The 26,603-nt window shown below is 70.3% G+C and carries 27 protein-coding genes and 1 pseudogene; 13 read left to right on the top strand and 15 right to left on the bottom strand.

The genetic code is table 11. The features are described from left to right. Positions 1-243: pseudogene (locus BLQ63_RS28945) on the bottom strand (NF041680 family putative transposase); the annotation flags it as partial. Positions 244-1,384: 1,141 nt separating this feature from the next. On the opposite strand from BLQ63_RS28945, the gene BLQ63_RS28675 reads away from it, so the two are divergent. Further along, complete coding sequence (locus tag BLQ63_RS28675; RefSeq protein WP_177155123.1) at positions 1,385-1,540, top strand: hypothetical protein; 156 nt, start codon at positions 1,385-1,387, stop codon at positions 1,538-1,540. A gap of 231 nt (positions 1,541-1,771) precedes the next feature. On the opposite strand, the gene BLQ63_RS26560 is transcribed toward BLQ63_RS28675, so the two are convergent. Beyond that, positions 1,772-2,434: a hypothetical protein gene (locus BLQ63_RS26560; protein WP_091040564.1), complete on the bottom strand. Its 663-nt coding sequence runs from the start codon at positions 2,432-2,434 to the stop codon at positions 1,772-1,774. An 841-nt stretch (positions 2,435-3,275) separates the two neighbouring features. Next, the gene (locus BLQ63_RS26565; RefSeq protein ID WP_091040565.1) at positions 3,276-4,058 is read right to left on the bottom strand and encodes a hypothetical protein; all 783 of its coding nucleotides are present in this window, start codon (positions 4,056-4,058) and stop codon (positions 3,276-3,278) included. A gap of 316 nt (positions 4,059-4,374) precedes the next feature. Between BLQ63_RS26565 and BLQ63_RS26570 the strand changes: the two genes are divergently transcribed. The 3 genes from BLQ63_RS26570 (at position 4,375) to BLQ63_RS26580 (ending at position 7,156) form a co-directional block, all read left to right on the top strand. Beyond that, positions 4,375-4,557, top strand: coding sequence for a hypothetical protein (locus tag BLQ63_RS26570; protein WP_091040566.1), 183 nt, complete (start codon positions 4,375-4,377; stop codon positions 4,555-4,557). A gap of 88 nt (positions 4,558-4,645) precedes the next feature. Further along, positions 4,646-5,797: a YcaO-like family protein gene (locus BLQ63_RS26575; protein WP_218125530.1), complete on the top strand. Its 1,152-nt coding sequence runs from the start codon at positions 4,646-4,648 to the stop codon at positions 5,795-5,797. 3 nt (positions 5,798-5,800) lie between these two features. Beyond that, on the top strand, positions 5,801-7,156 hold the full coding sequence (locus tag BLQ63_RS26580) for a TfuA-like protein (protein WP_091040568.1): 1,356 nt from the start codon (positions 5,801-5,803) through the stop codon (positions 7,154-7,156). 137 nt (positions 7,157-7,293) lie between these two features. Here the strand turns inward: BLQ63_RS26580 and BLQ63_RS26585 are convergent, their stop codons facing one another. The 6 genes from BLQ63_RS26585 to BLQ63_RS28680 all read right to left on the bottom strand — a co-directional run bounded on the left by BLQ63_RS26585 (position 7,294) and on the right by BLQ63_RS28680 (position 12,891). Then, positions 7,294-7,704 (bottom strand): hypothetical protein, encoded by a 411-nt coding sequence (locus tag BLQ63_RS26585; protein ID WP_091040569.1) that lies wholly within the window; start codon positions 7,702-7,704, stop codon positions 7,294-7,296. Between the two features lie 23 nt (positions 7,705-7,727). Then, positions 7,728-8,270, bottom strand: a complete 543-nt coding sequence (locus tag BLQ63_RS26590; protein WP_091040570.1) for a hypothetical protein — start codon at positions 8,268-8,270, stop codon at positions 7,728-7,730. 195 nt (positions 8,271-8,465) lie between these two features. Further along, positions 8,466-11,351 (bottom strand): hypothetical protein, encoded by a 2,886-nt coding sequence (locus BLQ63_RS26595; RefSeq protein WP_091040571.1) that lies wholly within the window; start codon positions 11,349-11,351, stop codon positions 8,466-8,468. A gap of 153 nt (positions 11,352-11,504) precedes the next feature. After that, positions 11,505-11,864, bottom strand: coding sequence for an ArsR/SmtB family transcription factor (locus BLQ63_RS26600; protein WP_091040572.1), 360 nt, complete (start codon positions 11,862-11,864; stop codon positions 11,505-11,507). Beyond that, positions 11,861-12,304: an SRPBCC domain-containing protein gene (locus tag BLQ63_RS26605; protein ID WP_091040573.1), complete on the bottom strand. Its 444-nt coding sequence runs from the start codon at positions 12,302-12,304 to the stop codon at positions 11,861-11,863. The genes BLQ63_RS26600 and BLQ63_RS26605 overlap by 4 nt, the downstream gene beginning before the upstream one ends. Before the next feature lie 146 nt (positions 12,305-12,450). After that, positions 12,451-12,891 (bottom strand): DUF6069 family protein, encoded by a 441-nt coding sequence (locus tag BLQ63_RS28680; RefSeq protein WP_177155124.1) that lies wholly within the window; start codon positions 12,889-12,891, stop codon positions 12,451-12,453. 127 nt (positions 12,892-13,018) lie between these two features. Here BLQ63_RS28680 and BLQ63_RS26615 point away from each other — a divergent pair, with 127 nt between their 5' ends. After that, a complete protein-coding gene (locus BLQ63_RS26615) occupies positions 13,019-14,005 on the top strand; it encodes an AraC family transcriptional regulator (protein WP_091040575.1) in 987 nt (328 codons plus the stop codon). Here the strand turns inward: BLQ63_RS26615 and BLQ63_RS26620 are convergent. Further along, positions 14,002-14,367 (bottom strand): DoxX family protein, encoded by a 366-nt coding sequence (locus BLQ63_RS26620; protein WP_091040576.1) that lies wholly within the window; start codon positions 14,365-14,367, stop codon positions 14,002-14,004. The genes BLQ63_RS26615 and BLQ63_RS26620 overlap by 4 nt on opposite strands. Before the next feature lie 132 nt (positions 14,368-14,499). Between BLQ63_RS26620 and BLQ63_RS26625 the strand changes: the two genes are divergently transcribed. Together BLQ63_RS26625 and BLQ63_RS26630 are read left to right on the top strand one after the other, a co-directional pair. After that, positions 14,500-14,850 carry a winged helix-turn-helix transcriptional regulator gene (locus BLQ63_RS26625; protein WP_218125531.1) on the top strand — a complete coding sequence of 117 codons (351 nt, stop codon included), beginning with the start codon at positions 14,500-14,502 and terminating at the stop codon, positions 14,848-14,850. 196 nt (positions 14,851-15,046) lie between these two features. Next, on the top strand, positions 15,047-15,646 hold the full coding sequence (locus BLQ63_RS26630) for a hypothetical protein (RefSeq protein ID WP_091040578.1): 600 nt from the start codon (positions 15,047-15,049) through the stop codon (positions 15,644-15,646). Here BLQ63_RS26630 and BLQ63_RS26635 read toward each other — a convergent pair. Next, complete coding sequence (locus BLQ63_RS26635) at positions 15,625-16,857, bottom strand: MFS transporter (RefSeq protein ID WP_091040579.1); 1,233 nt, start codon at positions 16,855-16,857, stop codon at positions 15,625-15,627. The two genes, BLQ63_RS26630 and BLQ63_RS26635, sit on opposite strands and share 22 nt — an antisense overlap. A 393-nt stretch (positions 16,858-17,250) precedes the next feature. On the opposite strand from BLQ63_RS26635, the gene BLQ63_RS26640 reads away from it, so the two are divergent. Next, a complete protein-coding gene (locus BLQ63_RS26640; protein ID WP_091040580.1) occupies positions 17,251-18,165 on the top strand; it encodes a cation diffusion facilitator family transporter in 915 nt (304 codons plus the stop codon). 9 nt (positions 18,166-18,174) lie between these two features. Beyond that, positions 18,175-18,450 (top strand): Smr/MutS family protein, encoded by a 276-nt coding sequence (locus tag BLQ63_RS26645; protein ID WP_091040581.1) that lies wholly within the window; start codon positions 18,175-18,177, stop codon positions 18,448-18,450. Between the two features lie 67 nt (positions 18,451-18,517). On the opposite strand, the gene BLQ63_RS26650 is transcribed toward BLQ63_RS26645, so the two are convergent. Beyond that, the gene (locus tag BLQ63_RS26650) at positions 18,518-18,796 is read right to left on the bottom strand and encodes a helix-turn-helix domain-containing protein (protein ID WP_091040582.1); all 279 of its coding nucleotides are present in this window, start codon (positions 18,794-18,796) and stop codon (positions 18,518-18,520) included. Between the two features lie 275 nt (positions 18,797-19,071). On the opposite strand from BLQ63_RS26650, the gene BLQ63_RS26655 reads away from it, so the two are divergent. The 4 genes from BLQ63_RS26655 (at position 19,072) to BLQ63_RS26670 (ending at position 24,333) form a co-directional block, all read left to right on the top strand. Beyond that, positions 19,072-19,896: an ABC transporter ATP-binding protein gene (locus tag BLQ63_RS26655; RefSeq protein WP_091040583.1), complete on the top strand. Its 825-nt coding sequence runs from the start codon at positions 19,072-19,074 to the stop codon at positions 19,894-19,896. 10 nt (positions 19,897-19,906) lie between these two features. Beyond that, positions 19,907-20,893 (top strand): ABC transporter substrate-binding protein, encoded by a 987-nt coding sequence (locus BLQ63_RS26660; protein WP_091040584.1) that lies wholly within the window; start codon positions 19,907-19,909, stop codon positions 20,891-20,893. Between the two features lie 17 nt (positions 20,894-20,910). Continuing rightward, a complete protein-coding gene (locus BLQ63_RS26665) occupies positions 20,911-22,986 on the top strand; it encodes an iron ABC transporter permease (protein ID WP_091040585.1) in 2,076 nt (691 codons plus the stop codon). Between the two features lie 84 nt (positions 22,987-23,070). After that, entirely contained in the window at positions 23,071-24,333 is a 1,263-nt protein-coding gene (locus BLQ63_RS26670) for a phytase (RefSeq protein ID WP_218125533.1), read from the top strand. Between the two features lie 70 nt (positions 24,334-24,403). Here BLQ63_RS26670 and BLQ63_RS26675 read toward each other — a convergent pair whose 3' ends face one another. The 3 genes from BLQ63_RS26675 to BLQ63_RS26685 are packed head-to-tail and all read right to left on the bottom strand — an operon-like array spanning position 24,404 to position 26,603. Continuing rightward, positions 24,404-25,339 carry a hypothetical protein gene (locus BLQ63_RS26675; RefSeq protein ID WP_143015113.1) on the bottom strand — a complete coding sequence of 312 codons (936 nt, stop codon included), beginning with the start codon at positions 25,337-25,339 and terminating at the stop codon, positions 24,404-24,406. Between the two features lie 28 nt (positions 25,340-25,367). Further along, complete coding sequence (locus tag BLQ63_RS26680) at positions 25,368-25,844, bottom strand: hypothetical protein (RefSeq protein ID WP_091040588.1); 477 nt, start codon at positions 25,842-25,844, stop codon at positions 25,368-25,370. A gap of 12 nt (positions 25,845-25,856) precedes the next feature. Continuing rightward, positions 25,857-26,603 (bottom strand): CdiA C-terminal domain-containing protein, encoded by a 747-nt coding sequence (locus BLQ63_RS26685; protein WP_091040589.1) that lies wholly within the window; start codon positions 26,601-26,603, stop codon positions 25,857-25,859.

Here is a 26,603-nt window from a genome sequence, read left to right on the forward strand (position 1 = left end):
GAACCGATCGGCGTCGATCCGGCCCGCGGACAGAGCGTCGTAGAGTGCACCGTGCCCTCGGGTGAACACCCCGGTCAGTGACAAGCCCGGCAGCGAAACCACTGGCCCGGAGCTACACAGCACCGCGTCGGTCAGCTCGAACAGCGCATCCGAGCGGGCGGTCAGGCACTGATGGAATCCGGCCCGGAAGTCCCGCAGCGCCCCGGCTCCCGCGCCGGTGCCGGGTTCAGGGAGAATAGACAAACGAAGCCCTTGCTGTTGAGATTCTTTGTGTCGCAACAAGAATCATCAAGCAAGGGCTTCGCTCGTATTCAAGCGGGAGTGCCTGACCAGCACCAAAGGTTAAAAATCAAGCTAGCGGGTCGGGGTGCATCGCTGGCCGGGGCGGCGCTTCGCTGGGGCTTCGAGCAGGCGGCGACGAGGAGGTGGGGTGTGGGTCGGGGTCCGGGGCGGGCCGGGGGCGGGCGGGGCGCGGCGTCCGGACCGGCGATGCCGGTGGGACCGGGTTCGCTTGCAGCACAAGGGGAGTGGGCGCGGAATGTGAGGGTGTTGTACCCGTGTGGGTGTTGCGGGTGGTGTCTGTGCGAGAGAGAATTGAGGTACGCACAAGGGTACGGGATTCATACAGGCGGCGGCCGGTGTAAGCAGACTACGCCAAGCCTCTGGCCGAGAGTCGTTCCTCTGTATGAGACCCCGACACTGCTGCTCTGCCACTTCATTGCGTGGTCTGGGTTGGTGTGTGTCGCTCTGGGAGTGCTATCGGGACCCCGCAGCAGTACGGCCCAGGGTGGCCGGATCGGGTGGGGGTGCCCTGTCGGCCGGGATCACCCCGAGCGCCGGCAGGCTGGTGTTTTCAACGAGGCACATACCGTAGGCAAAGGCCCTCTGAAGCGCCACCTGCGATGATCACGACCGGAAGGCATCTGCGCCCGATCCACGCGCACCCCAACCGGCACCAACCAACACCCACCACCACCAGTACTACCGGCATTACCTGCGTTAGCGGCACCATGGGTGCAGTACCCGCACGCCCGAGAACGGGCTCCGGGCATCGTGTGCCAGTGCTACCGCCGATGCGGTCGGTTCGCCTCCCGGGTACGGCTATCCGTGTCCAGCGCCCACGCCCACGCCTCAGGGGGCTGGCGGCCTCGTGCCATCGCGCACGCGGTTCAGCGCGAACCCCAACGGGACTCGCGCCCCTGCCCTGCACACCGACCGGTACCCGCTCAACCTGCACGCACCACCAGGGCAGGGAACGGGAACCAGCACAGGAGCAGAAACAGGAGCAGGAGCGAGAACCAGTACAGGAGCGGGAGCCAGAGCCAGTGCGGCGGTGCTGACCGCAGGACGCCGACTACAGGAACAGGAAGGAGGTGACACCGACATGACCACCACCGGCACACCCACCAACACCAACACCAACACCACAGTGCGCCTCGCGGGCGCGACCATGCACCGCAACCACACCCACCACCACACCCACTGCCACTGCCACTGCCACTGCCACTGCCACACCACCATCGGGCAGGTGGTTTGGTGAGTTGGTTCTGGCTCCACCTGTTGGAGATGAGTTGGCCCCGCGAGTGGTTGGCGGGGATTCGTTCAAATCGGCTCTGGCCCCGCCTGGTGCGTTGCGAGAGGATCGAGGGGATCTGTGCGGCGGGGAGGCGTGGGTGCCCCTGGATCCGAAGGTGGGGATGTTCGCGGCGATCCGACGTGACCGTCGTGTTGAACGGCTTTCAATTCGGGTGGTGGCTGAGAAGTGCGGGGTTCACCTGGACCAGTAGGTGTAGCGGTGAACCGCGTGTCGGGTGTCGATGAGGAAGGACTCCTCCGACAGCCAGCGGCCGTCGTCACCGGCCCTCTGGTACATGATGCCGCTGCCTGCACCGAACAGTGCCACGGTGCGAACGGAATCGTCCCACGAGCCGACGAGACTCCGGGCTTTGCGACCCCATCGTCTCCGGCGCTCGCGATCTTCTCGGTGATACTCGTAGTCCCTGAACAAGGCGTCGGCGATGACACGGGAGACGCTCGCGAGCGCTACCTGGCGGGAGGTATGCGGCAGAGGGTCCGGTTCCGCGAAGACGCTGAGTTTCACCGCCGCGATCCGGGCGGTGACCGGTTCGACGTCGATCAGTCCGCTGTGGATGTCGTTTACGGCCGCTTCGACGCTCGGGTAGGGATCCTGGGAGAGCCCGACGGTTCTTTCGGTGCCGGGATCGAGCAGCAGCCAGGGCCGGTTCCCCGGCAGCCGTTCGTACGCCCAACGGGCCTCGAGTCCGTCGTACAGCGCCTTGCATGACTCGCAGTACCAGTTGGAGGGAGGCCGGAACTGCGAGACTCGGACCGGTTGGAAGTCGCCTTCTGACCGACCACAAAAATCGCAAGCCGACCCGGTGTTGCCGCTTGAGGCGTTCGAAGGGGAGACCATGCCCGAAAGCGTAATGACACCGACCGGGACCGGTCCCGGTCTCGAACGCGCAGTTGTTCATCGATCGTCGGCGACGGCGTCGAACGCGTTGACCAGGTCGCGGACCTTCGGCGAGACCAGGCGGTACCGCATCACGCGGCCGAACCGGTCGGCGGCCACCGGACCGGCACCACCACGCGGTCGAGAGCCACTACCCGAGTGGGGCCAAAAACAGCTTGAACACAACCACCGAGAGCACATCCTCACTGGGGCCAGATTCAACTCGAACCGGGGCCAAACCAGGCTGGCATAGCCGGGCAGGCCCCGGCAACACACGCCCAGCCCACCCGACACCTCACCGTCGCTGCCCGCTCGAAGCTCCCGCGAAGCGCCGCCCGGACCAGCGACGCGCCCTCGACCCACCACCCACCCCTCCTTCGCCGCCCGCTCGAACCGCAACCGAGACGGCGCCCAAGGCCGACATCGACCCCGCTCCACCACTCACCCCATCGTCGCTGCCTGTTCGGACCGCGACCGAGACGGCGCACCAGGTCGGCAAGGCAGGCCCGGCCCGCCGCACAACGCTCCGTCGGCGCCGCCCGAACCGCAATTCGAAGCGACGCTCGAAACCGGCGAACTACTCCGCCCACCACTTACGCCCTCGTCGCTGCCCGCTCGAACCCTCAGCGCAGCGCCGCCGGATCAGCGACGCACCCGCAATCCGCCCGGACATCACCCCGCAGCGCCAACGGGACCAGTGCCTGCGACCGATTCACCGAGATCCCGTCGCGGCCCCAACGTGATCGGCGGCCGGACCTTCTCGGTTCCCGGGAGTAGAGCTTGAGCGCCGAGTGGGACGCGTCTAAGGCACGCAACCGGATTCGCCGTCGTGGTAGACCTGCACGGCCGCCTCGGCCTCTATGACCTCGGGAGCGATCCAGACGATCATGATCTCGGACAGCGTGCCGCCGTTCTCGATCGCCTCCGTGATCGCCGAGCCCGCGTCCGCCAGTGCGCGGGCATGAGCCGCGATGTCCTCGGGGACGAGGGCTTCGACTCGAAGCCCGAACAGCGTGAGGTCGGAGGCGTTGAACTGCACCTGCTCTCCGGGGACATCGCTTCCGAAATCAGCCTCCATGCCCGAGGCGAGCCCCTCTGCCGCGTCGAGCAGCGCCGAGAGCTCCGTGCAGGGCGCCCCCGGCTCCTCCGCGCCCGTGGATTCGGCCGGTGATTCGGCCACCTCCGCTTCGTCGCTGGTGCGCTCGAACTCGCGCCGCTCGCCTCGGTCCAAGTCCGTCGGTATCCAGAGTTCGTCTGCGGAACTGATGTGGATCGTCGTGAGACCCATGTCGGAGACGAACTCGATGGCGTCGAGACGCCGACTCCAGGACCCGGGCAGTTCGGGGTAGTCCGAGTAGTACCCGTTCAGTGCGCCCGTGCCGTCTGAGGCCAGCGCGAGGGTGGCGTCCCCGTCTCGTTCCTCGAACGTCCCCACGATGTCGGCGTCGTCGACCGTCAGCGCGCAGGCCGTCGCGGCGGCCAGGAGGAATACGGCGAGCAGCGCGCTCAGGGCTGTTGAAACGGCGGTGGAGCCTTGGCGTCGATACGTCGGACTCTTGCTCGCGGGGTGGGGTCGCATCGGCATCTCGCAGTTCGGTCTCGTGAGGTCAAATGTCCCGAAACGGGCAGGCAAGGGGGTATGGAACGGTCCTTCACTGTCCTACTGCAACTTACCCTCATAGTTGAACTTGTTCAAAAATGATCCTGGTCATACATGGAGCCCGAGGATGCGGCGAGGGCCTTCGTGACCTGCGCAGCCTTCATTCGCAGGTCATCCGCCCGGCCGCCCGGCCGCGAATTCCTGCCGCTGTTCCGCCGGTGTCCCGCCTTGCGAAGGCCGCCGTTCGTCGCCAGACTGAAAAGCCATCCTGCATCCCCTGTCACATTGGAGTACATACGTCATGAACACCGCACAGCACGTCGAAGTCACCGACCAGTTCATCGGCCGCCTCATCAGCTCCACCGACGCCGCGGGCGGCCCCGTGGCCGGCGCGGACGCCCCCGCCGCCGACCCCGGCGACAGCCTGGTGCACGCCATCTCCGTGTGGGCCCACACCCACAGCGAAGCTCCCGCCTACAACTGAGCGATGCGGCCGCCGAGCCGAGTCTCCGCGCCCGTGGAGCCCCGGCTCCACGGGCGCATCGCCGCCGATCCACCCCCAGGAGATGCCAGTGCCGCAGTTGACGACATTCGCGGGCACCCGCCGGACCCGGGATCCGCTCGACACCCTGGAGCGCATCACCCGTCGACTCGGCGATTACGGGATCACCCGCCTCGCCGACGTGACCGGTCTGGACGTCATCGGCATCCCGGTGGTGATGTCGGTGCGGCCCTTGGCCACCACCCTGTCGGTCTCGCAGGGGAAAGGGGCGACCCTCACCCACGCCCGGGTCTCGGCCGCCATGGAGGCCGTCGAGCTGTGGCACGCGGAGCACGCCGTGCCGAAGGCGGAGCGGGAAGGCATCGGTGCGGCGGAACTGGACCTGCCGTACGCCGTCACCGATCTGGAGCAGGTGGAAGGCAGCCTGCTCACCGACCGCACCCGGCTCGACTGGATCACCGCCGAGATCCTCACCGGCGGCGAAACCCTCGTCCCGCGCGAATCGGTGCACCTCGGCATGACCGGCACGGCCTGGCGCGGCCACCACCTCTCGTCCAGCTCCAACGGACTGGCCTCGGGGAACACCGTGGCCGAGGCCACCGTTCACGCGCTGTACGAGCAGATCGAACGCGACTGCACCGCCGCGCTGGCCCTGCGACCGGTCGGTGATCGCACCATTGTGGACCCTGACTCGGTGTCCGATCCGCAATGCGCCGACCTCATCGGGCGCATCCGGTCGGCGGGCGGCTGGCTGGAGATCACCGACGCCTCCCTCGAACGGTGGCGACCGGTCAAGTGCTTCACCTGCCATCTGTGGATGCCCGACATGGGCACGATGTTCGGCGGAGCGGGAGCGCACATGTCCCCCGAGATCGCGCTGTCCCGGGCCGTCACGGAGGCCGCCCAGTCCCGGCTGACCTTCATCGCCGGCACCCGCGACGACCTCGATCCCCGTGTCTACCAAGGCGAAATGGTCCGAGCCCCGAGCGCGGACCCCAGGATGACGCCGTGGTCCGAGGCGGCGGCGGCGTCCGACTCCCCCGCCGACACCGACGGCGAGGAGATGGACCGCCTGGTGGAGCTGATCACCACCGCCACCGGGACCGCGCCGATGCGGGTGGACCTGACACCGCCCGACGCGGCCGAGGACTTCGCCGTGGTGAAGACCGTGAGCCCGGGCCTCGCGTTCCTCTCCCGCCATGAACTGCCGCGACCGGAGTAGCCAGTGACAGCGCACGTCTTCTGCGGCCCCACGCTCAGCCCGGCCGAGGTCCGCGCGGCATTGCCCGAGGCGGTGGTGCACCCGCCGATCCGCCACGGGGACGCCCTGCGCCTCGACGCCGGTCACGGCGACCTGGTGCTCATCATCGACGGCGTCTTCCATCAGTCGGCCTCGGTGCGCCACAAGGAGATCCTGGCGCTCATGGCGGCAGGCGCCACCGTCGTGGGGTGCTCCAGCATGGGCGCGCTGCGCGCGGCCGAACTCGACGTGTACGGCATGATCGGCGTCGGCGAGGTCTACCGGATGTACAAGGAGGGCGTCACCGACGCCGATGCCGATGTGGCCGTGACCCACACGCAGGGCGGCGAGGTCGAGCAGCTGTCGGCGGCGATGGTCGACCTGGAGTCCCAGCTGCTCGACGCACACCGGGCGGGCGCCGTCGACGACGCCGAACGCGCCGCCATCGCCGCGGCGATGCGCGCAGTGCACTACACCGAGCGCAGTCCCCGGCGCCTGGCGGCGCTGGAGGCCCCCGGCATCACCGCGTTCCGCTCCTGGCTGGCCGAGCACCCCGACGTCCGCGGCGCCAAGCGGCGCGACGCCCTCGCCGCGCTGCGCCTCCTCGCCCAGGGCGCGTTCGCGCCGGCGGACCCGGGCGACTGGGTCGAGCGGGAATGGCGGACCGAGCACCTGGCGGAGTGGACCGACCGCCACGCGGGACCGACTCGGGGCGCGCGGCACGTCTCGGCGCTGGCGCAGCGCCAGTACCGGCAGATCTTCGACGCCGACTACCCGCGGCGGTGGCGCGACCGCGTGCTGGCCTGGATCGTCGGCGAGCCCTCGGCGGACGGGCGCACCGCCGCGCAGCTGACGGCGTCGGCCGAGCGCGCCGCCGCCGACAGCGGCCTGCGCGTGGAGGACCTCACCGCGCAGCAGCGACGGCACTGGCTCACCGCAGCCGAGGACGCCGCGCTCGACGCCCGAGAGGCGTTGGCGCGCATCCTGGTTCGCAGCACCGGCTCCGGCGCGATCATGCCCGGGCGCGACTGGCCGGCGGAGGAGCCCGATGCCGCCGCGGTGGAGGCGGTCGCGCGGGCGTACTCGGTCAACGACCGCGCCGCCGCGCTCGGCGTCAGCGTGCAGCGCCTGGAATCCGGTGCGGTCCGCCAGTTCCTGCTGCAGCTGTGGCGCCTGGGCGAATCCTCCGATGAGGAATGCGACGCCGCGGCCCGCGACCGGGGCTTCCGCGGCTTCGACGGCGCCGTCGGCGTCTGCCGCCAGTTCATCCTGGCCGAACTGGGCGAAGGCCTGTGGAGACTCCTGGGGGCCGGTCCCGAACCGGCGACGACACGGGAATGAGAGCGGTTGCGCCCGTGGCCCTTCCGGCCTGAAGGCGATACCGAGGGCCGCCGCCGCGATTCTCGCGGCGGCGGCCTTCGCGAATCCGCGTCGGCGGGCCGTCCGACGCGGGTCCGGAACCCGCTCGAGCGCTCAGATCAGCACGTGATGCGCTTCGACGACTCCCTGAACCCGTCGAAACCGTCGCCGATGATCTGCAGATAGGCGTTGTAGGTGCCGGTCCGGCACGTCACGGTCATGTTGACCGTGACGGTGTGATCCCCGCGGTAGGTCACCGTTCGCCCGTCGTCGGAGGCCCCGGGCCCGGAGACGTTGGAGTACTCCGTCCAGTACCTGCCGGAGCACCCGGATACGCTCATCCGAAAGACGGTCGAGACGGTCCCCCCGACCTTGGTCGGCCCGCTGATACTGGTGCTGACCGTGCAGGCGGCGGGGGCCGCCGGCGACTCGGCGGCCGCCGACGAGGCCGGAATGACGGCGGCGAGCGATCCGGCCCCGAACACCATCAGCGTGATCGCCGTCTTGGCGATCAGTCGTCGAAACTTCATGGTCCTTCTCTCTCCGTTGTTCATCAGCACGACGACACGTTCAAGATGTCGCTGGTCTGGTACGCGTCCTCGCTACCCCGCTGGACGAGCAGCTCGGTACTGTAAGACCCCCTCTTGCAAGGCGCGACGACGCGCGGATAGCCACTGGCCGGCGGAGTCACCGAATAGTCGTAACTGGCGACTTCCAACCAGTAGCCGTTGACGTAGATCTCAAGGCTGAAGATCACCTTGAACGGGCTGCTGCCGCACCCTGACAGCTTGAAGTAGCCTTCGCCGCGGAGGTTCGTCCCGGACTTCGTGGGCTTGTACGCGCGTACCGTCATCGTGCACGCGGCGGCGACCGCCGTGACCTCGGTGGCGTTCTCGTACTCGGTGACCTCGATGTAGCCGTCCGGCTGCGGTTCGTACTGGACGTCCAGTACCGCACCGAGTTCGGCCTCCTCGGCCGCCGCGGGCTCGCCGGTGCCGGTGTCGGCCGCAGCCGGCCCGGCGACGCCGAGCCCGGCCGCGAGGACCATCGCGAGCGGCACGGCCAGCGTCGCCCACAGTCTCGATCTTGTGGTCATGAGTTGCTCCTCCTCTTTGCAGGGGCTGTGCGAAGGCTCATCCGACATTGACCAGTCCGATCCATGCGACCGGCCCGGATTGCGACTGCATAGGCAGTCGAATGGGCCTTCAACACCATCATTTCGACACAAGAGGGAAATATCGAGGCGGAACACCGGCAGGAAACCGGCAGAAAACCGGGCAAGCAGGCCTAATCACTCCGACCGGTCGGAGCCCGGCCGGTCCGACGCCGCCGCGTCGCGGTACTCGGCGACGGCTTCCTCGACCCGCTTGCGGAAGCCGGGGTTCTCGTCGGGTTCGAGCCGTCCCAGGGTCTGCTCGGCCACCGCGGCGGCACCCTCGGCGTCGCCCGTCTCGGCGAGGCGCCGCATCAGCTCGCGCGCGCCCGAGAGCTCCCGGGCGCCGATGCCGTACTCGCCCTCGCGGAACACCTCGAGCGCCTCGCGCAGCAACGGGATCGCCGCGGCGTCGTCGGCCAGGTAGCTGCCGTGCTGGAGCAGCGTCTCCGCCAGATCGGCGCGGCAGAACTCCCTATAGGACGGAGCCAGCTCCTCGTCGCCCCATTGGGTGCGAAGCTCGGCCGCCAGCGCGGCGAACGCCGCGGAGTCGGCCTCCTCATCCGCCTCGTCCACCTCCACCCGGGCCCAGATGGCCGCCCGGACCGACCAGGCCGCCGCGGGAACCACACCGCGTTCGCGCCAGGCCCGTTCGGCGCGGCCGAAGGCGAGCACCGCGGAAGCCACGTCCCCCATCTCCTCGAGCAGCTCTCCGGTCTGGTGGGCCGTTCGCGCGTACTGAGTCGCGTTCGGATGCCGAATGCCGCCGTCCATGAGCCGCAACGCTTCAAGGGCCTGCTTGGAGGCCTCTTCCCGATCGCCCAGCTGCTTGTAGCAGTCGCCGAGCAGGATCCGGACGTCGACCGTCCGCCACTGCTCGTCCTCGTCGTCGGCCTCCGCCAGCTCCTCCAAGACCGCCCACAGGACGTGGACCGCGGCCTCGTTGCGTCCCTGCTCGGCCATGGCGACGCCGGCCATGTGCCGCGCGATCGTAGCGAGGCGGCTCTGTCCGCTGCGGTCGTGGTACCGCGCGGCCTGTACCGCGTACAGCTCGGCCCGGGACCAATGTTCAAGGGAGACAGCGGTTTCAGCCGCCGCGGAATGGATCGCCCCGATCGTGGCGTCCTTCATCCCGGGCCGTGCGGCCGCCATGCCCTTCTCGGCGACCGCCAGCGCCTCTTCCCGCCGCTCCTCATTCCTGAGCAGCACGTTGTACCAGAGGGCGCTGACCACGGTCTCCAGTGCGTGGTCGGCGGCGCAGGCGAGTTCGTACGCCGCGCGGATCGCGGCGTTCCGATCGTCGTCGGACTCGACGACCCTCGCCATGACCAGCAGCAGTCGCACGCGCGCCTCGGTGACGCCGCGTTCGTCGGGCCGCGCGGCGAGGTCGGCGTCGAGTGCGGCGATCGCCTCGCGCAGTCGCGCATCGGGCTCGATGCCGCGCCTTTCGCCGAGTTCGGCGAGGGCCGAGTGGACGGAGACCCTCCCCCGCAGCGAGTGGACCGGATCGGCGTCGGCCAGCCGTTCGGCGACGCCGAGCAGGCCCGCGGCCTCGGCGCGCACGGCCTCGACGTCGGCGTCCTCGTCCGACCGCAGCATGGAGGCTTCCAAGGTCAGGGCCCGGCCCTCGCGGTCGGCCTTGCGGAACAGGTCGGCGGCCCGCACGGTGAGCGCCCGCTTGCGGTCCGGGTCGTCGGTGTCGTTGAGCCGGAACACCAGCACCTCCGCCTCGTCGGACGGTTCGAGCGCGACGCCGAGCCGCTCGGCCGCCTCGCCGACCCGTCCCCAGCGTTCGAGGCGGTCGTCCGCGAAGGCGGCGCCGGCCGCCCGCGCCTCGGCGAGCAGGCATTCGAGATCCGCTGCGGTGGAAGCCGGGGCTTCGGCGCGGGACTCGCGGACCTGGGGCGCATCCGCGATCGCGGCCTTCAGTCCGAGCGGCACGTGCGGGTGGGCCGTGGTGTACGCGATCCGCTCGGCGGAGCGGCGCGACATGAGGTCGTTGCCGTTGCGGCGGTCGAAGCGCTCGCAGAGGTCCCGCCGCTCGGCGTCGATCCGGTCGAAGGCCGCGTCGGCGCGCGCGTTGCGACCGTCGGGGCCGGGCACCTGGACGTCGCCGCCGCCGCGGGCGATGAGCGCCGCGCAGGCGAGCTGAACGGATTCGAGCAGCCGGAGCCGGAAGATCGGGTCGAGGGCGAGGGTGAACACGACCGCGCGGGCGTGCAAGAGCTCGACCGCGCGGGCCTCGTTGCCGGTGAGCGCGCAGAAGCGCACGTGCTGGGCGAGCGGCAGGACCATCTCGTCCTTGTCGCGGATGATCTGGTAGCCGTGCAGGTGGTTCGCGCGGGCCTCGTCGAGCCGCCCGAGCTCGACCAGCGGCATCAGGGAGTCCGCGAGCGCCCGGTACGGCTCGCTCAGGCAGCGCTGGCCGCCTTCGAGCACCGGCGCCCACTGCTGCATCGCCCGCTCGTGGTCGCCGGCCCCGGCGTAGATGGAGCCCATGGCGCTGTGGACGCACGGCTCGCAGTCGTCGAGGCGGTTGATCTCGGTCGAGTGCAGTGCGGCGAGGGCCTTGGCGGCGCGCTCGCCGTCGCCGAGCTGGACGGCGAGGTCGTACTCGATCTGGTGGGCGGGGTGCACGGAGTGGCCGGCCTCGGCGTAGTGGCGCCGCATCTGGAGGAGGTACGCCTCGATCGACGCGAGCGGCACGTCGTGGCGCCCCAGCATCTTCAGCCCGATCGTGTGCAGGGCCCAGTGGAGCTTGTAGAGGGTGTGCTCGTCGAACCACTCGGGCGCGGTGTCGTAGTTGCGCAGCAGCCGCCCGTACGCCGAGAGGTGGCGCAGCGAGTCCTCCGACCAGCGGAAGGCGTTGACGATCTCGGCGAGGATCTCGTTGAGCAGCGGCTGCTCGCCGGTCGCGTCGACCGCCTCCAGGAGCGTCTCGAGCGCGACGGTCCGGGACTCGCCGGACGGTTGGGCGCAGATGCGGTTGAAGGTCTGGCGCAGTTCCGAATTCGTGTCTGGCATGAGGGCTTTCCGCTGGGAGTGGGAGGTCGTCCGTGGCTCTTGGCGGTAGTGTGCCACAGGCGGTCCACGTGCGGCCGCCCGTGAACCGGCGCCCGAGCGGGCCCGATCGTCACTCCGGGTCGGCCGCCCGGCTCCTCGCGTCGACCCGCGTCCTCAGCCCCGGTCCGCCTCCGGCGCGGCCGCCTCGGCGGCGCGCTTGACCGCCGCGAGGCGCCGGTCCCAGTCGCTCGCGAGCGCGGCCATCCACTGCGCCGTGGCGTTCAGCGCCTCGGGCCGCACCGAGTACCGCACCTCGCGCCCGACCCGGCCGCCGACGACCAGTCCGGCGGCGGCGAGGACCGCGAGGTGCTTGACGACCGCCTGGCGGCTGACGGGCAGCCGTTCGGCGAGCGCGGTCGCGGTGGCCTCACCGCCGTCGGCGAGCAGGTCGAGCAGGCGGCGCCGGGTCGGATCGGCGAGCGCGGCGAGGACGCCGTCGGTCGACGCGTCGGAGGAGTGGTCGGTTCCGGTCACGCGGCGGCTTGCTCCGCTCGGGTCCTGAAGAGGTCCAGGACTTCGGCCCAGCCGCCGGTGTTGTCCTTGAACGCCTGCTCGCGCACGGTCTCGTCACCGGCGAGGGCGGCGAATCCGGTCTCGACCACGCGCAGCCGGGTGTGGTCGTCCTCGGTCGTGAGGAGGAATTCGACGAGCGTGGTGTTGTCCTCGCGCAGCGGCGCGCCCTCGAAGGCGCTGGCCCAGCGGTAGGCGAGGTAGGTCGGCGGGTCGGTCTTCTCCACGCGGACAGGGTACGAGCCGTACTCGGGATGGGTCGCGACGGTCTCCTGGCCCTCCTCGGCGGTGCCGGGTGCGGCGGCGTCGAGGGCGACCCAGAATCCTGGCTGGGCCACGAGGTCCCAGACGTGTTCGATGGGCGCGGCGATGAGGATGTCGCGTTCGATGCGGTCCTGGCTCATGGTGCGGTTCCCTTCTCGTTCCTTCATGTGCAACCCGAGTGTTGCACATTCAAAGGAGACGTGCAACCGATCGGTTGCATCAGGGACCGCCGTCCGCTTCGACGAGGCGGGCCGGGCGACTCGCGGCGCCCGGCCCGACGTGCGGCTCAGGCCTCGCGGTCCGGCCGGCGCTTCGCGAAGACCGGGACCAGGATCGCGGCGACGACGACGTGCATCACCAGCAGCGAGCCTTTCGTGGCCGCATCGGCCTCGGTGATCAGCGGCGGGACCAGCTCGACGATGAAGGCGACGGCGGCGCCGACGCACCACAGCAGCACGGCCCTGCGCGGCGCGAACCGGTCGAGCAGCGCCCGGGCGAGCCAGCCGAGGCCGCCCGCGATCAAGGCCGCGACGAGCGCGGGCACCGGCCCGATGGTCATCGGGTCCTGGCCCGGGTTGGCGACGACCATGTCGGCGCCGGCCGCCGAGGCGATCACGGACACCAGGGCGGCGCCGGCGGCGGCGGCCACGAGCGCGACGAGCCTGGGGCGCCACACGGGAGCGGCCGAGCGGGTCTCGGATCGCGCTTGTTCGTCTACTTCGGACATCATGTCTCCACTGGCTCGGACTTCGTTTCGGGGAACTGCATCGACCATAGAGGCGCATGCGCCGCAGGCCAATCCGCGAGCGTCCTCACTTCATACGCCATCGTCCCGCTGCGGATACCCTGGAGCGATGGACTTGATCAGCGACGTCATGGCGGTGCTGCGGACCGGGCGCCCCTTCGCGGGCCGCTTCGCTCAGGTCGCGCCGTGGTCCGACCACCGCCGCGGCCGCCCGAACGGGTTCGGCGTGCAGGTCATGGTGCGCGGTTCGGCCGTCGCGACCGCCGCGGACGGCAAGTCGTTCACGCTCGATCCCGGCGACGTGCTGCTCGTCCCCCACGGCAGCCCGCACCTCGTCGCCGACTCGCCCCTCACCCCGCCGGGACCCCCGTGCGACGAGTCCGCCGAGTTCGCCGGGGCGGTGATCCGCTCCGACAACCCGGAGGCCACCCACGTCATGCTGTGCATGGCATACGAACTCGCCCCGAACCGCGCCCACCCCCTGATCGCGACCCTGCCGGACTTCGTGCACGTCAAGGCCGATCCGGCCGAGCGTCCGGAACTGGCCCAGGCGGTCGCCATGCTGGACGGCGAACTCGCCGAGGAGCTGCGCGGCGGGGACACGCTCGTGCCGGCGCTGCTCGACGCCGTCCTGATGTACCTGCTGCGGGCGATCCACGGCGCCCGCCACGACCAGTGCGGGTTCAGCGGATGGGCCCAGGCCCTGGCGGACGACTCGATCGCGGCCTCCCTGGAGGCGATCCACGCCGACCCGGCGCGGCAGTGGACCGTGGCGTCGCTCGGCGAGGTCGCCGGATTGTCGCGGTCGGCGTTCTCGCGGCGCTTCACCGAACTGGTGGGCCAGCCGCCGCAGGGCTACCTGACCTCGTGGCGGCTCACGCTCGCCGCTCGGCTCCTGACCGACACGGACGCGCCGCTCGCCTCGGTCGCCCGGCAGGTCGGCTACGCGTCGGAGTTCGCGTTCGCGGCGGCGTTCAAGCGCGAGTTCAGTTCGCCCCCAGGGCAGTTCCGCAAGCTCAACCCCGCCTGCGACACCGGGTCCGGCGCCCCGGCCGGCGGCCCCGAACCGTTCCGGCGGCTGCCGGTCCCCGCTTAGAGCCACACGGTCGACAGCCAGACGGCCGCCGCCGCGAGGACCGCGGTCACGACGTTCAGCCCGAGCACGCCGGCCTCGCCGCGCTTGAGGTGCAGCGCGATCGCGCCGAACTGGACCACCAGCAGGCCGACCGCCGCGACGAGCGCGAGCCAGGTCGCGATGCCCGTGAGCGGCGGCAGGACGAGCCCGATCGCGCCGAGCACCTCGACGGCGCCGAGCGCACGCACGAACCAGAGCGGGACGGTGTCGACCCAGCCCATCATCGGCCGCAGCTGCTCCTTCGAGCGCACGACCTTGCTCCCCCCGGCGAACAGGTACAGCAGCACCAGCAGCCCGGCGACGATCCAGTAGGCGACGACCATGAGAACCCTCTTCTCGTTCCCGCGATTTGCGAGTGCGCACATCGTAGGCGAGAATCGAAGGGCGTACAAAACTTACAAGCCTGTGAGCAGGAGTTTCGTGGGGTTTCAGTGCCTGAGTTCAAGAATCTCTGCTTGATCCGCGGCGACCAGGGCCGGACCGTGGGCGATCTCGTGGACCGCATCGGCGGCAAGTGGACCCTGCTGATCCTCGCCACGCTCCACGACGGCCGCCTGCGCTACACCGAGCTGAAGCGGCGCCTGCCCGGCGTCTCGCACCGGATGCTCGCGCTGGCGCTGCGCAGGCTCCACCGCGACGGGCTGGTCACGCGCACGTCCCACCCCGAGGTCCCGCCCCGCGTCGAGTACGCGCTGACGCCGCTCGCCGTCTCCCTCCTGCCGCACGCGGTGGCCCTCGCGGGCTGGGCCGCGGAGCATCGCGCGGCGATCGACGCGCATCGGGCCGCGTTCGACGGCGACGCCTGATCACACCCGGGCCTCGCCGCTGTCCAACGGCGCCAACGTGTTCGACTCCCCCGCCCGGGGGAGGCCGTCGGCCCGTGCGGGGGAGGCCGCCGCGACGGGGGAACGGCAGCGTAGGGCGCAGGGTCGCCGCGCGGCGGTCCCTTGGACGACAGGAGACCGAACCGCGATGCGAACCCGACCCCATACCTATACCAATGTGGACGATTCTGAACGAGGCCGGTTCACGGGCCCGGCGACGGCGATCGGCGCGGTCGTGTTCGCCGCGGCCGGGTACTTCGCCGACCAGCCCTCGGGCTCCGCGGGCTACGCCGTTTCGAACGTTGCGGGACTGGCGGCCGTGTCGGCGGTCCTGATCGGGTTCGGCGCGTTCCACCGGCGCCACCGCGCGGAGCTGGGCCGCCTCGGCGCCTGGGGCGCCGGACTGGTCCGCTTCGGCCTGGTCGCGACGGTCGTCGGATACCTCGTGAACCTGGTCGGACCATCGCTGCCCGAGCGCTACGAAGCGGTCGCGGCCCTCGCCGGGATTCCGGCCTGGTCGCTCGCGCACCTGATGTACGCGGGAGCGACAGTGCTCGGCCTGGCGTGCCTGCGGGCGGCGGCGGTGCCGCGCCCGGTCGCGGTCGCCCTGACCTGCGGCCTGCCGGTGCTGCTCGCAGGAGTCGGCGCCGGCTTGGCGCTGGGCGAACCGTACGCCCACGTCGTCACCTGGGCGGCCACCGAAGGGCAGGCGGGTCTGGCCTGGCTCCTCGTCGGCCTGCGCCTGAGCGTCCGGCGTCAGATCGCGGTCGCGGCCTGACGCGTCCGGATGCCCTTGGCGGCCAGGACGATCACCGGGACGAGCAGGGCCGCGCCGATCCACAGGACGCCGCCGGGGGCGGTCGCGTCCACCACGAAGCCCCCGGCGAAGGAGCCCGCGGCGATCGACAGGTTGAACATGACCGTGTTCAGCGAGGTCGCGATCTCGACCTCGCCGGGTTCGACGGACTTCATGAACCAGGTCTGGACGGCCGGGGAGACCAGGCCGTAGCCCGCGCCCCACAGCAGGAGCACGGCCGTCGCGGAGAACAGGTCGCCCACGGCGAAGGCCAAGAGCGCCATGCCGATCGCCATCGCGACGCCCAGGCCCGCGAGGGTCGGCCGCAGGTGCCGGCCGATGAGCGAGCCCGAGGCGACGGTGGCGATGAGCGCCGCCGCGCCGAACGCCAGCAGCAGGCCGCTGACCTGCGAGGCGGCGATCCCGTTCGCCTGGAGGATCGGGCTGATGAACGTGTAGGCGATGAAGTGCCCGGTCACGATGAAGAAGGTGAAGGCCAGGCCGGTGCGCACGCTCTTGTTGCGGCGCACCAGCTTCGGCAGCGAAGCGAACGAGACCGTGGTGTTGGACGGGAGCTTCGGCACCAGCAGCGCGATCGCGGCCATGGCGGCGACCGCGAGACCGACGAGCGCCCACAGGGCCGCGCGCCAGCCGAAGTGGTCGCCGATGAGCGTCCCGGCCGGGACGCCGAGCACGGTGGCCGCGCCGATGCCGCCGTAGACCGCGGCGGTCGCGCGCGGCACGTCCCGCTCGGGGACCAGGCGGATCGCGATGCCGCCGGCGACGGCCCAGAACGAGCCGATCGAGAGCCCGACGAGGACGCGGGCGGCCAGGAGCGGCCCGAAACCGGTCGCGGTCGCGGCGCCGATGTTCGCGCCCGCGACGAGCACGGCGAGCCCGATGAGCACCAGGCGGCGGTCGAGGCGGCGCGTGAAGACGACCGCGAGGGGGGCCGCCAGCGCGGCGACGAGGCCGGGAACGGTCACCATGAGGCCCGCGGTGCCGGCGCTGACGCCGAGCTCGGAGCCGATCGTGGTGAGCAGTCCCACAGGGAGGACTTCGGAGGTCATGACGACGAACACGCCGAGGGCGACGGCGGCCACGGCGAGCCACTGCCTGAGCGTGGCGCGTTCGGGCGCGGCGGCGGGCGCCGAGACGGCGAGGTTGGAGACGGGGCGATCGAGGGTGGTCACTGGCGGCCTTCCGAGCGGTAGGTTCACGGCGAGGCCCGTAAGGGCCTTTCATTGCCGGAACCGGTCCACCACTCGGTTCGCGCGTCGGTGACGCGGGCTGGGTCCGTACAGGGGCTGACGGCCCGAAACGGGCCCCCGGCCGAGGAGCCTGGGCTCCCCTTGGCGGTGTACTTCCCTTCGCCCTGTCCGGAGGACCGAATCCCCCGGGGCGTCGCCTTACCCCTCAAGATTAGCAGCGGACATGACACGTTCGAAACCTCGAGCACATGTTGCGTTGACGACCATGCGGGACGTGAGCTGAGGCCTCGTCGGAAGGTTGCGGCGCCATGACAGACTCGTTCAGGCCCCCACCTGGATGCGGGGCGCGCATTCAGTGGAAGGAATGACGACCAGATGTCAGCAGAAGGCGGCACCAAGGCGATCGTGGCGGCGCTCTTGGCCAACACGGGTATCGCGATCAGCAAGTTCGTGGCGGCCGGGATCACCGGTTCGGCGTCCATGCTCGCCGAGGGCGTCCACTCGGTGGCCGACGCGTCGAACCAGGTCCTGCTCCTCATCGGCGGCAAGGCCTCCCGCAAGGCCGCCAGCCCCGCACACCCCTTCGGTTACGGGCGCGAACGCTACATCTACGCGTTCATCGTCTCGATCGTCCTGTTCTCCATCGGCGGCGTCTACGCGCTCTACGAGGGCTACCACAAGCTGTCCCACCACGGGGAGCTGACCACGCCCCTGGTCGCCGTCATCGTGCTGGTCGTGGCGATCATCCTCGAATCGTTCTCCCTGCGCACGGCCGTCAAGGAGTCCAACGCGGTGCGGGGCAAGCAGTCGTGGGTGCAGTTCATCAAGGGCTCGCGCTCGCCCGAGCTGCCCGTGATCCTCCTGGAGGACATCGGCGCGCTCGTCGGCCTCGTCCTGGCGCTCTTCGGCGTGGGCCTGTCCTGGATCACCGGGAACATCGTCTTCGACGCCCTCGGCACCCTCAGCATCGGCGTGCTGCTGGTCCTCATCGCGATCGTGCTCGCCATCGAGATCCGCTCGATGCTCATCGGCGAGTCCGCGACGCTCGAGGACATCGACGCGATCAAGGCCGCGATCAACGAGGGCGACGAGAACTCCCTCATCCACCTCAAGACCCTGCACGTGGGCCCCGACGAGCTGCTCGTGGCCGCGAAGATCGGCATCGGCCACAGCGAGACCGGCGAGCAGGTCGCGGCGGAGATCGACGCGGCCGAGGCGCGCATCCGCGCCGCCGTCCCCAAGGCCAAGCTCATCTACATCGAGCCGGACATCCCGCGCGCCGGCGCTTAGGCTCGGACCATGGCGAAACTGGTGCTGGACCTGCACGACATCTTCAACAAGGGCGGCCAGATCGAGAAGGCCCTGAGGGACGTCATCGACGAGGCGGTCGCCAAGAAGATCGACCTGGTCGAGATCATTCCCGGCAAGGGATCGGGCCAGCTCAAGAAGAAGGTGCTGCGGTTCCTCGACCAGAAAGAGGTCAAGGCCCTGTACCACCGGGTGGACAAGGACTCGAAGAACTTCGGGCGCCTGTTCGTTCACTTCCAACACAAGGACAAGCGCAAGAAGCGCTGATCCGGACGCGACTGCGGCCCCGCACCCCCTCCCCAAGGGTGCGGGGCCGCCGTCATCGTCGTTCCTGCTAGTCGATCATCACCCGGTCGCGTTCCCCCATGGAATCCGGTGCGCCCAGCAGTTCGAGCAGCCGCAGCACCGGGACCCGGTAGCTGTGGCCGATGCGGAGGACCTGGACGGGGAAGTCCCCGTCCTTCGCCAGCCGGTATGCGACCGTCCTGCCGATCCCGAGGATCTGCGCGGCCGTCTCGACATTCGTCATCACGCCGAGCGATTTGACGCGCTCGACCGTCCATATCTCGTCGATGACGACACTCGAAGGCCCCACCTTCGCATTCGGTGTCATGTCCGTCCTCTCTGGCGTCCCGCGCCGACACGGGGTGCATCGGGGCGACGCCGCCTAGGACCAGTCGACCCCACCCGGCACGGTCAAGTCCAGAGTGCCGCGCCGAATTTCACTCTTACGCGTGGTGTGCGCGTCCTCACCGACACGTTGTCCGTTTGGGCGCGAACCGGATTCATCGCCTGAAACGGACCGGCTTCTGACCTGCGACGTTTCCTCTCCGTGACCTTCCACCAGGCAAGATGCGAGAAAATATGAGATAGGTTAGCCTTGCCTACATGCCTGACGACGACGGCCTGAGCGGCCGCGCCCTCCGACTCGCCTACTTCGGCACCACCGTCGTCCACGACGCCGACATCGACCTGGTCCCCGGCGAGGTCACCGCCCTGCTGGGCCCCAACGGCTCCGGCAAGTCCACGCTCCTGCGCTCCCTCGCGCGCCTCCACCGGGCCGACCAGGGCAGCGTCGACTTCCCCGACGGCACCGACGCGGCCACCCTGAGCCCCAAGGACTTCGCCCGGCGCGTCTCGCTCCTGGCCCAGTCCCGGCCCGTCCCCGGCGGCATCCGCGTCGTCGACGTCGTCGGCTACGGGCGCCACCCCCACCGCGGCCGCTGGCGCCACGGCGACGAGCACGGCCCCGCGAAGATCAAGCGGGCCATGGCGATCTGCGGCGTCACCGACATGGCCGACCGCGGCATGGAGGCCCTCTCCGGCGGCGAGCGCCAGCGCGTCTGGCTCGCCTCCTGCCTCGCCCAGGACACCGGCGTGCTCCTCCTCGACGAGCCCACCAACCACCTCGACCTGCGCTACCAGGTCGAGATCCTCGACCTCGTCCGCGACCTGGCCGACGACCACGGCACCGCCGTCGGCGTCGTCCTCCACGACCTCGACCAGGCCGCCGCCGTCGCCGACCGCGCCGTCCTGCTCCAGGAAGGCCGCGTCAAGGCCGCCGGCACCCCGGCGGAGGTCCTCACCGCCGAGAACCTCACCGCCGCCTACGGCATCGACATCCGCGTCGACGCCGATCCCGTCACCGGCCTGCTCACGGCCCGGCCCATCGGCCGCCACACCCGCAGGTTCGCGGCCACCACCACCGAATAGAAGGAACCCGATGCGACTCCCCACTCTCAAGCGCTTCGCCGTGCCCGCGGCACTGGCCGCGGTCCTCGCCGCCTCCGCGTGCGGCACCACCGAGGAAGGCAGCGCGACCGGCGGCTCCGAGGACGAGTCCGGCCCCGTGTCGGTCACCGACTTCCTCGGCCGCGAGGTCGAACTCGACGCCCCCGCCGAAAACGTGGTCGCGCTCGAATGGGCCGAGGTCGAGATCGTCGCCAGCCTCGGCGTCACGCCCGTCGGCGTCGCCGACCTCGAGGGCTACAACACCTGGGTCGGCGGCACCGTGCCGGTCGAGGACACCACCGACGTCGGCACCCGCCAGGAGCCGTCCATCGACGCCATCGCCGGGCTCGGCGCCGACCTCGTCATCATGGAGACCGACGACGAGGCCCTCATCGCCTCGATCGAGGAGTTCGTGCCCGTCCTGGTCACCGAGGGCTCCAACGAGACCGACAACCTCGCGCGCATGAAGAGCGACGTCGACATGATCGCCGAACTGCTCGGCAAGACCGACGAGGCCGAGGCCCTGTGGTCCGACTTCGAGGCCAAGATCGCCGACACCGCCGCCGCCATCGAGGCCTCCGGCAACGCCGCGGTTCCCTTCCTCTTCGCCGACGGCTGGGTCGAGGGCGACGCGGTCTCCGTGCGGCCCTTCGGCACCGGCTCCCTCGTCGGGTCCCTCGCCGCCGCCGCGGGCCTGGAGAACGCCTGGACCGGCGAGACCGACGGCGCGTGGGGCCTGGGCGCCACCGACATCGAGGGCATGGCCCAGTACACCGACACCGAGATGAAGTTCATCCACAACAACGCCGACGGCTCCAACATCTTCACCGACGGCGTGGCCGGCAACGCCATCTGGGAGAACCTGGCCTTCGTGAAGAACGGCGAAGTCCACGAGATGCCGCACGGCGTCTGGACCTTCGGCGGCCCCAAGTCCTCCGAGGCGATCCTCGACGCGTTCGCCGAGGTCTACGCGAGTTGAACACCCTGAGTCCGCCAGTGCGACCGGAGGCCCCCCAGAAGCGGGCCCCGCGCCTGCTCCCCACCGCGGCGGTCTTCACCATCGCGGTCGGAGCCCTGGTCGCGCTGGCGGCCCTCCATCTCACCCAGGGCACCTCGGCGGTGGACGCGGGCGACCTGCTGCGGCTGGTCGCCGGGACCGCCGACGCGAGCGTGTGGAACGTCCTCGAGGGCGCGCGGCTGCCGCGCCTGGCGGGCGCCGTGCTCGTCGGCGTCGCGCTCGGCGCCTCCGGCGTCCTGCTGCAGTCGGTGGCGCGCAACGCGCTCGCCAGCCCGGACACGCTCGCGGTGAACGCCGGGGCGTACCTGGCCGTGACGGCCGTGGCGGCCTTCGGGATCACGCTGCCGTTCTTCTCGGGCGTCGGCGTGGCCTTCTCGGGCGCGCTGTTGACCGCGGGCCTGGTGCTCGCGCTGTCGGCCGGCGGCGGCGAGTCGGGCACGACCCGCCTCATCCTCGCCGGGTCCGCGACCGCGATGGCCGGGAACTCCCTGGTGTCGCTGCTGATCCTGCTGTTCCAGGAGGAGACGACGGGCCTGTTCGCCTGGGGCTCGGGCAGTCTCAACCTCGCCGGTTTCGACACCATCGCCCAGGCCGCGCCGCTGGTGCTCCTCGCCGTGGTCGCGGCCGTGCTCGCCGCCCCGCGCCTGGACCTGCTGCGCCTGGGCGACGACACCGCCTCGAGCCTGGGCGTGCACGTGCGGCGCACCCGCTTGATCGCGGTGCTGTGCTCACTGCTGCTGGCCGCGTGCGCGGTGACCGTGGCCGGGCCGATCGGCTTCGTGGGCCTGGCGGCGCCGGTGATCGCGCGCCAGATCGCGCGCAAGCTCCCGGTGCTGCTCGCGCACCGGGTCCTGATCCCGTTCAGCGCCCTGTGCGGCGCGCTCGTGATCGTCGCCGCCGACCTGGCCGTCCGCGCGATCCTGGGCGCCGACAAGAGCATCGAGATCCCCGTCGGCGTCACGACGACGATCCTCGGTGCGGGTGTCATGGTGTGGCTGGCGCGCTCGGTCAGGAGCGCGGGGTCCGAGGACCGGCCGGCGATCCTGCACGGCGCGGCCGACCGGGGCCGGATCGCGTTCGGGCTCATCGTCGCCGGACTCGCCGCCGCCTCGATCGCGGCGCTCGTGGTCGGGATGCTGTCGGGCGACACGATGCTCCTCGGCGGCGACCTCGTGAACTGGTTCGCGGGCAGGACCGGCGCGAGCTACACGTGGATCATCGAGCAGCGCTACCCGCGCGTGCTCGCCGCGATCCTCGCGGGCGCCGCGCTCGCGTGCGCCGGGACCGTGACGCAGGGGATCCTGCGCAACCCGCTCGCCGAACCGGGCCTGCTGGGCGTCACCGCCGGGGCCGGGATCGGCGCGGTCGCGCTCATCACCTGGCTGCCGAGCGCGGGCGCCTGGTCGGTGACCGGTGTGGCGGCCGTGGGCGGCCTGGGCGCGTTCGCGCTCGTCTACGCGCTCGCGTGGCGCGGCGGCCTCGACACGTCGCGCCTGGTCCTGATCGGGATCGGCGTGTGGTCGATCGGCATGGCCGCGATCACGCTGATCATCCTCGCGTCGGACCCGTGGAACACCCCGAAGGCCATGACCTGGCTGTCGGGGACGACGTACGGCAGGACCGCCGACCGCCTCATCCCGCTGGCGGTCGCGCTCGTGGTCGTGCTGCCGCTGATCATCGCCCACCGCAAGGAGATCGACCTCCTCGCGCTCGACGACGACACGCCGCGCGTGCTCGGCGTGAAGCTCGAGCGCACCAGGCTGCTCCTGCTGGGAGCCGCCGCGGTGCTGACCGCCGCGGCAGTGGCGGTGGTGGGCGTGATCGGCTTCGTCGGGCTGGTCGCGCCGCACCTCGCGCGCGGGCTCGTCGGGAGTCGGCACACGAGGGTCCTGCCGGTGTCGATCCTGCTCGGCGTCCTCCTCGTGAGCCTCGCGGACACCTTGGGCCGCACGGTGATCGCCCCGGCGCAGATCCCGGCGGGCCTGGTCTGCGCCCTGATCGGGACGCCGTACTTCGTGTGGCTGCTGTGGCGGACGCGGACGCGCACCGCCTGAGCGTTCGAACGGGATTCACCAGGGGTTCATAGGTCGGGTCGAGTATCGATCCGACAGATGAACCCCTTTCAAGTAGGAGGACCCGTGCCCAATCGACTGCTCACCCTCACCGCGCTGGGAGCCGCAGCGGTGCTCCTGACCGCCGCCTCGGCGCAAGCCCATCCCGCCGACGCGGTGACCGCGAAACTGGAGACGCCGGCGCTGTACGACGAGAACGACGCCGACGCGGACGACCCGGCGATCTGGGTGGACGAGGACGACCCGGAGGACAGCCTGGTCATCACCACCGCGAAAGAGGCCGGGATCTACGTCTACGACCTCGAAGGCAACGAGGTCCAGCACATCGAACCGCGTGAAGCTCCAGGTGAGGACGACGCGCCTGGCAGGTACAACAACGTCGACCTCATCAGCGACTTCAAGCTCGACGGCGAAAAGGTCGACCTCGCGGTGGCCTCCGACCGGGGCATGGACACCCTGGGGGTCTTCAAGATCGAGGACGGCGAACTGGAAGACGTCACCGCAGCGAGCGGCCCGTTGATCTTCAGCGAGAACCAGGAGGAGATCAACGGCGAGAAGACCGCTTACGGCCTCGCCACCTGGCAAGACCGCTCGGGAGCGTACGCCCTGGTGAGCCGCAACGCCGTGTCAGAAGTGGCCCTGCTGAAGCTCAAGGCGGACGGCGATGAGGTCACCTGGCAGAAAGTGCGAACCCTCGACCTCCCGGCAGAGTTCAACCTCCCGAACGACACCACCTGGTCCCCGTGCGACGACACGGGCCAGGAGGCCCAGGTCGAGGGCATGGTGGTGGACAAGACCACCGGCACCGCGTACCTCGGCCAAGAGCTCGTGGGCATCTGGAAGGTGGACGCCGATCTCAAGGGCGATGCGGAACTCGTAGACACGGCAATCGAATTCGGCCTCCCGGGCGTCTACGACCCCGAGACCGACGAGTGCGAGTACGGCACGAACCCCGGCTACGGCGGCGAGCACCTGCACACCGACATCGAGGGTCTGACGATCTACTACACGTCCCGAGACAAGGGCTACCTCCTCGCCTCGAGCCAGGGCGACGACACCTACGGCGTGTATGAGATCGAAGGCGACAACGACTACCTGGGCAACTTCGGCATCGAATCGGGCAAGGTCGACAGCACCCAGCACAGCGACGGCGCCGACGTGGTCAACGTGAGCCTCCCCGGCTACCGGGGCGGTCTGCTGGTGGTCCAAGACGGCGACAACACTCCTGAAGGCTCGGAGGAGTCCAGCACGAACTTCAAGTTCGTGGCCTGGAACGAAGTTGTAAAGGACAGCGGCCTCGACCTCCAGACCGCAAGGGGCCAGCGCTAACTCGGACAAGGCAACGGCCGCACCGGCGAACCCGGTGCGGCCGTGAGCCGTCGGGCGTGCCGGTTCGCGATCAGCGCCGGTTCTTCCGCTTCTTCCGGGTGGAGGGGCGGTTGCCGGCCCGCCGGGGCGGGCGCCGCCGGTCCCGGTCTCCGGGCGGGCGGGGTGCGGGGGCCGTTCGCCGCCGGTCCGCGGAAGGGCGGGAGGCGGCCGGAGAGGAGCGCGGGGAGCGTCCGGCCATGACGCCCGCCGCGAGGGCCACCAGGATCAGCGCGCCGCAGATCCGTGCGAGCCACAGCCAACCCCAGTGCTCGACGGTGTAGCCCCGGTCCGAGAGGTCGAAGCCGAGCACCGTCAGTATCAGCGGATAGGCCGCTCCGCGCGAGCTCACGCCGTCCGGCACGGCGACGCCCTGCACGGCGCCGATGGCGGAGGGGAACACGGCCAGGAGAATGAGCGCCGTGGCCGCGGCCGTCGCCTGCGACCGCTTCGGGGAGCGGTCGCGTGCGAGCCGCCAGAGCATCAGAACCGGCACCACCGTGACCAGGACCAGGATCATGCCGCACAGCAACCCCAGGTAGGCGCCGACGGCGATCATCGCCGCGGTCCCGAAGGCCCCGCCGACACCCGGGGCGATCAGCACGTACTCGTCCACCGCGAAACCGCCCAGGCCCGCCAGGGCGACGACAACCGCACCGAGAACGACCTGGCACAGCGGCAGCAGCGCGCCGTACTTCAGGAGCAGGCCGTCCCGCGGATCGGGTTCCGGTGTCCTGTCGCCGACCGGCCTCGCGGACACCGCCGAGGCGGATGCGATCGAATCGGCGGCCCCGCCGACGATCATGCCCGCCAAGGTCAGTGCCGCCCATGAACCGAAGAGGACCGCGGCCGCGACGCCGCTGCCGGACGCGAGCCACCGGAATCCGGCGACGGCGGCAACGGCGGTCTGGACCGCGCCGAGAGCGACGACGACCCAGCCGCGCCGAGTCAAGGGAAAGAGGCGGGTCACCGCTGTATTCGCAACTCCGGCGTCCAGGTCAGAGCTGCTCGATCGATCGGACGGCGTATCCGCCGAGCAACGGCGCGAACGCCCGTTGGTCGTCGAGGTCGTCGGGGTCGAGCAGCCTCGGATCCACTGTGATCGGCCCGCCCTTGCGCTTCTCCAAGACGATGATCTCGTCATAGAACTCGAGGAAACCCGAGGCGTTCCGGTCCTCCGAGAGCAGTCTCGCGACCGCTTCGACGATCTTCGCGAGGTCTTTCGTCTCGGACTCCCAGGAGAGGGATTTTCGCGGCAGGAAGGCGACGGTCGAATACCGTTCGACGCCCAGACGGCCGCTGACCGCGGCGTTGTCGCTCGCCCCGTGGGCCGTGATCGCGCACCACCAGCGGTCGCTGTCGATCGGGCTCAGGGCACGCGGTTCCACACGGCCGAGGTCCAGCACTTCCGCGAAGTAGGACGAGAGTTCGAGCAGCGACGAAGCCGAGGTGTAGAGCCGGTAACCACTGGACATACTGCCCTCCTATCACGGGTAGAGGTTGGTGATCTGGCCGTTCTTGATGACTTTGATCTCCTTGAGCCCCTCCAGCGGGCGCCGATCGAGGACTTCCTTCAGTGCCGAGGGACTCATGTTGGAGTCGTCGAGATTGAGGATGACGCGATCGGTCTGGCCGTCGTTGACCTTCTCGGAGATCTTGCTTCTGATGTTGTCCGGGTTCGAAGTCTTGGGAGCGTAGCAGTCGAAGGTCTCGCCTTCGATCTCGTAATCCGGGTCCTTGCCGTTCGGCTTCACGCCGGGGTTCTGGACGACGTCGTACCCGTTCTCCGCGAGCGTCTGCGCGGACTCGTTCTCCCGGCGCAGCGACCGCTTCTTCTCCCCGCTGCCTTCGATCTTCGCGGGGGTGCCGCCGGGAGTGGCGTTCGGGTCCGGCTGTTTGGAGGGGCTGGTGTGATCGGTCGAGGTCGTACTGGTCGGGACGTCCGGTTTCCCGTCTCCGTTCGCGTCGGTGGCCCGCCCGGCCCGCGCCGACTGATCGGTCGCATTCAGCGCCGTTTCGGCGTCGGTGCCGGCGTTGACGCCTTTGTGGGTCTTGGAGTCGCCGTCGCCGTCCGCGTCGGTGTCCTTGGCCGGTTTTCCGTCCGAAGTGGTCGGTTTGGTGCCGTCGCCGCTGCCGGTGCCGTCACCGGTGCTGCTCGGGTCGTCGCCGCCGTGGTGCCTGGTCATGGCCAGGCCGATGCCCAGAAGCAGGAGGAGTTTCAGGGTGCGTCGCAT

The organism is Glycomyces harbinensis (genome assembly GCF_900101745.1).
Classification (GTDB): domain Bacteria; phylum Actinomycetota; class Actinomycetes; order Mycobacteriales; family Micromonosporaceae; genus Glycomyces; species Glycomyces harbinensis.

Coding starts and splice junctions, on each gene's coding strand:
- BLQ63_RS28675 (WP_177155123.1), top strand. CDS start 1,385: ATGACCACCACCGGCACACCCACCAACACCAACACCAACACCACAGTG.
- BLQ63_RS26560 (WP_091040564.1), bottom strand. CDS start 2,434: ATGGTCTCCCCTTCGAACGCCTCAAGCGGCAACACCGGGTCGGCTTGC.
- BLQ63_RS26565 (WP_091040565.1), bottom strand. CDS start 4,058: ATGCCGATGCGACCCCACCCCGCGAGCAAGAGTCCGACGTATCGACGC.
- BLQ63_RS26570 (WP_091040566.1), top strand. CDS start 4,375: ATGAACACCGCACAGCACGTCGAAGTCACCGACCAGTTCATCGGCCGC.
- BLQ63_RS26585 (WP_091040569.1), bottom strand. CDS start 7,704: ATGAAGTTTCGACGACTGATCGCCAAGACGGCGATCACGCTGATGGTG.
- BLQ63_RS26590 (WP_091040570.1), bottom strand. CDS start 8,270: ATGACCACAAGATCGAGACTGTGGGCGACGCTGGCCGTGCCGCTCGCG.
- BLQ63_RS26595 (WP_091040571.1), bottom strand. CDS start 11,351: ATGCCAGACACGAATTCGGAACTGCGCCAGACCTTCAACCGCATCTGC.
- BLQ63_RS26605 (WP_091040573.1), bottom strand. CDS start 12,304: ATGAGCCAGGACCGCATCGAACGCGACATCCTCATCGCCGCGCCCATC.
- BLQ63_RS28680 (WP_177155124.1), bottom strand. CDS start 12,891: ATGTCCGAAGTAGACGAACAAGCGCGATCCGAGACCCGCTCGGCCGCT.
- BLQ63_RS26615 (WP_091040575.1), top strand. CDS start 13,019: ATGGACTTGATCAGCGACGTCATGGCGGTGCTGCGGACCGGGCGCCCC.
- BLQ63_RS26620 (WP_091040576.1), bottom strand. CDS start 14,367: ATGGTCGTCGCCTACTGGATCGTCGCCGGGCTGCTGGTGCTGCTGTAC.
- BLQ63_RS26640 (WP_091040580.1), top strand. CDS start 17,251: ATGTCAGCAGAAGGCGGCACCAAGGCGATCGTGGCGGCGCTCTTGGCC.
- BLQ63_RS26645 (WP_091040581.1), top strand. CDS start 18,175: ATGGCGAAACTGGTGCTGGACCTGCACGACATCTTCAACAAGGGCGGC.
- BLQ63_RS26650 (WP_091040582.1), bottom strand. CDS start 18,796: ATGACACCGAATGCGAAGGTGGGGCCTTCGAGTGTCGTCATCGACGAG.
- BLQ63_RS26655 (WP_091040583.1), top strand. CDS start 19,072: ATGCCTGACGACGACGGCCTGAGCGGCCGCGCCCTCCGACTCGCCTAC.
- BLQ63_RS26660 (WP_091040584.1), top strand. CDS start 19,907: ATGCGACTCCCCACTCTCAAGCGCTTCGCCGTGCCCGCGGCACTGGCC.
- BLQ63_RS26680 (WP_091040588.1), bottom strand. CDS start 25,844: ATGTCCAGTGGTTACCGGCTCTACACCTCGGCTTCGTCGCTGCTCGAA.
- BLQ63_RS26685 (WP_091040589.1), bottom strand. CDS start 26,603: ATGCGACGCACCCTGAAACTCCTCCTGCTTCTGGGCATCGGCCTGGCC.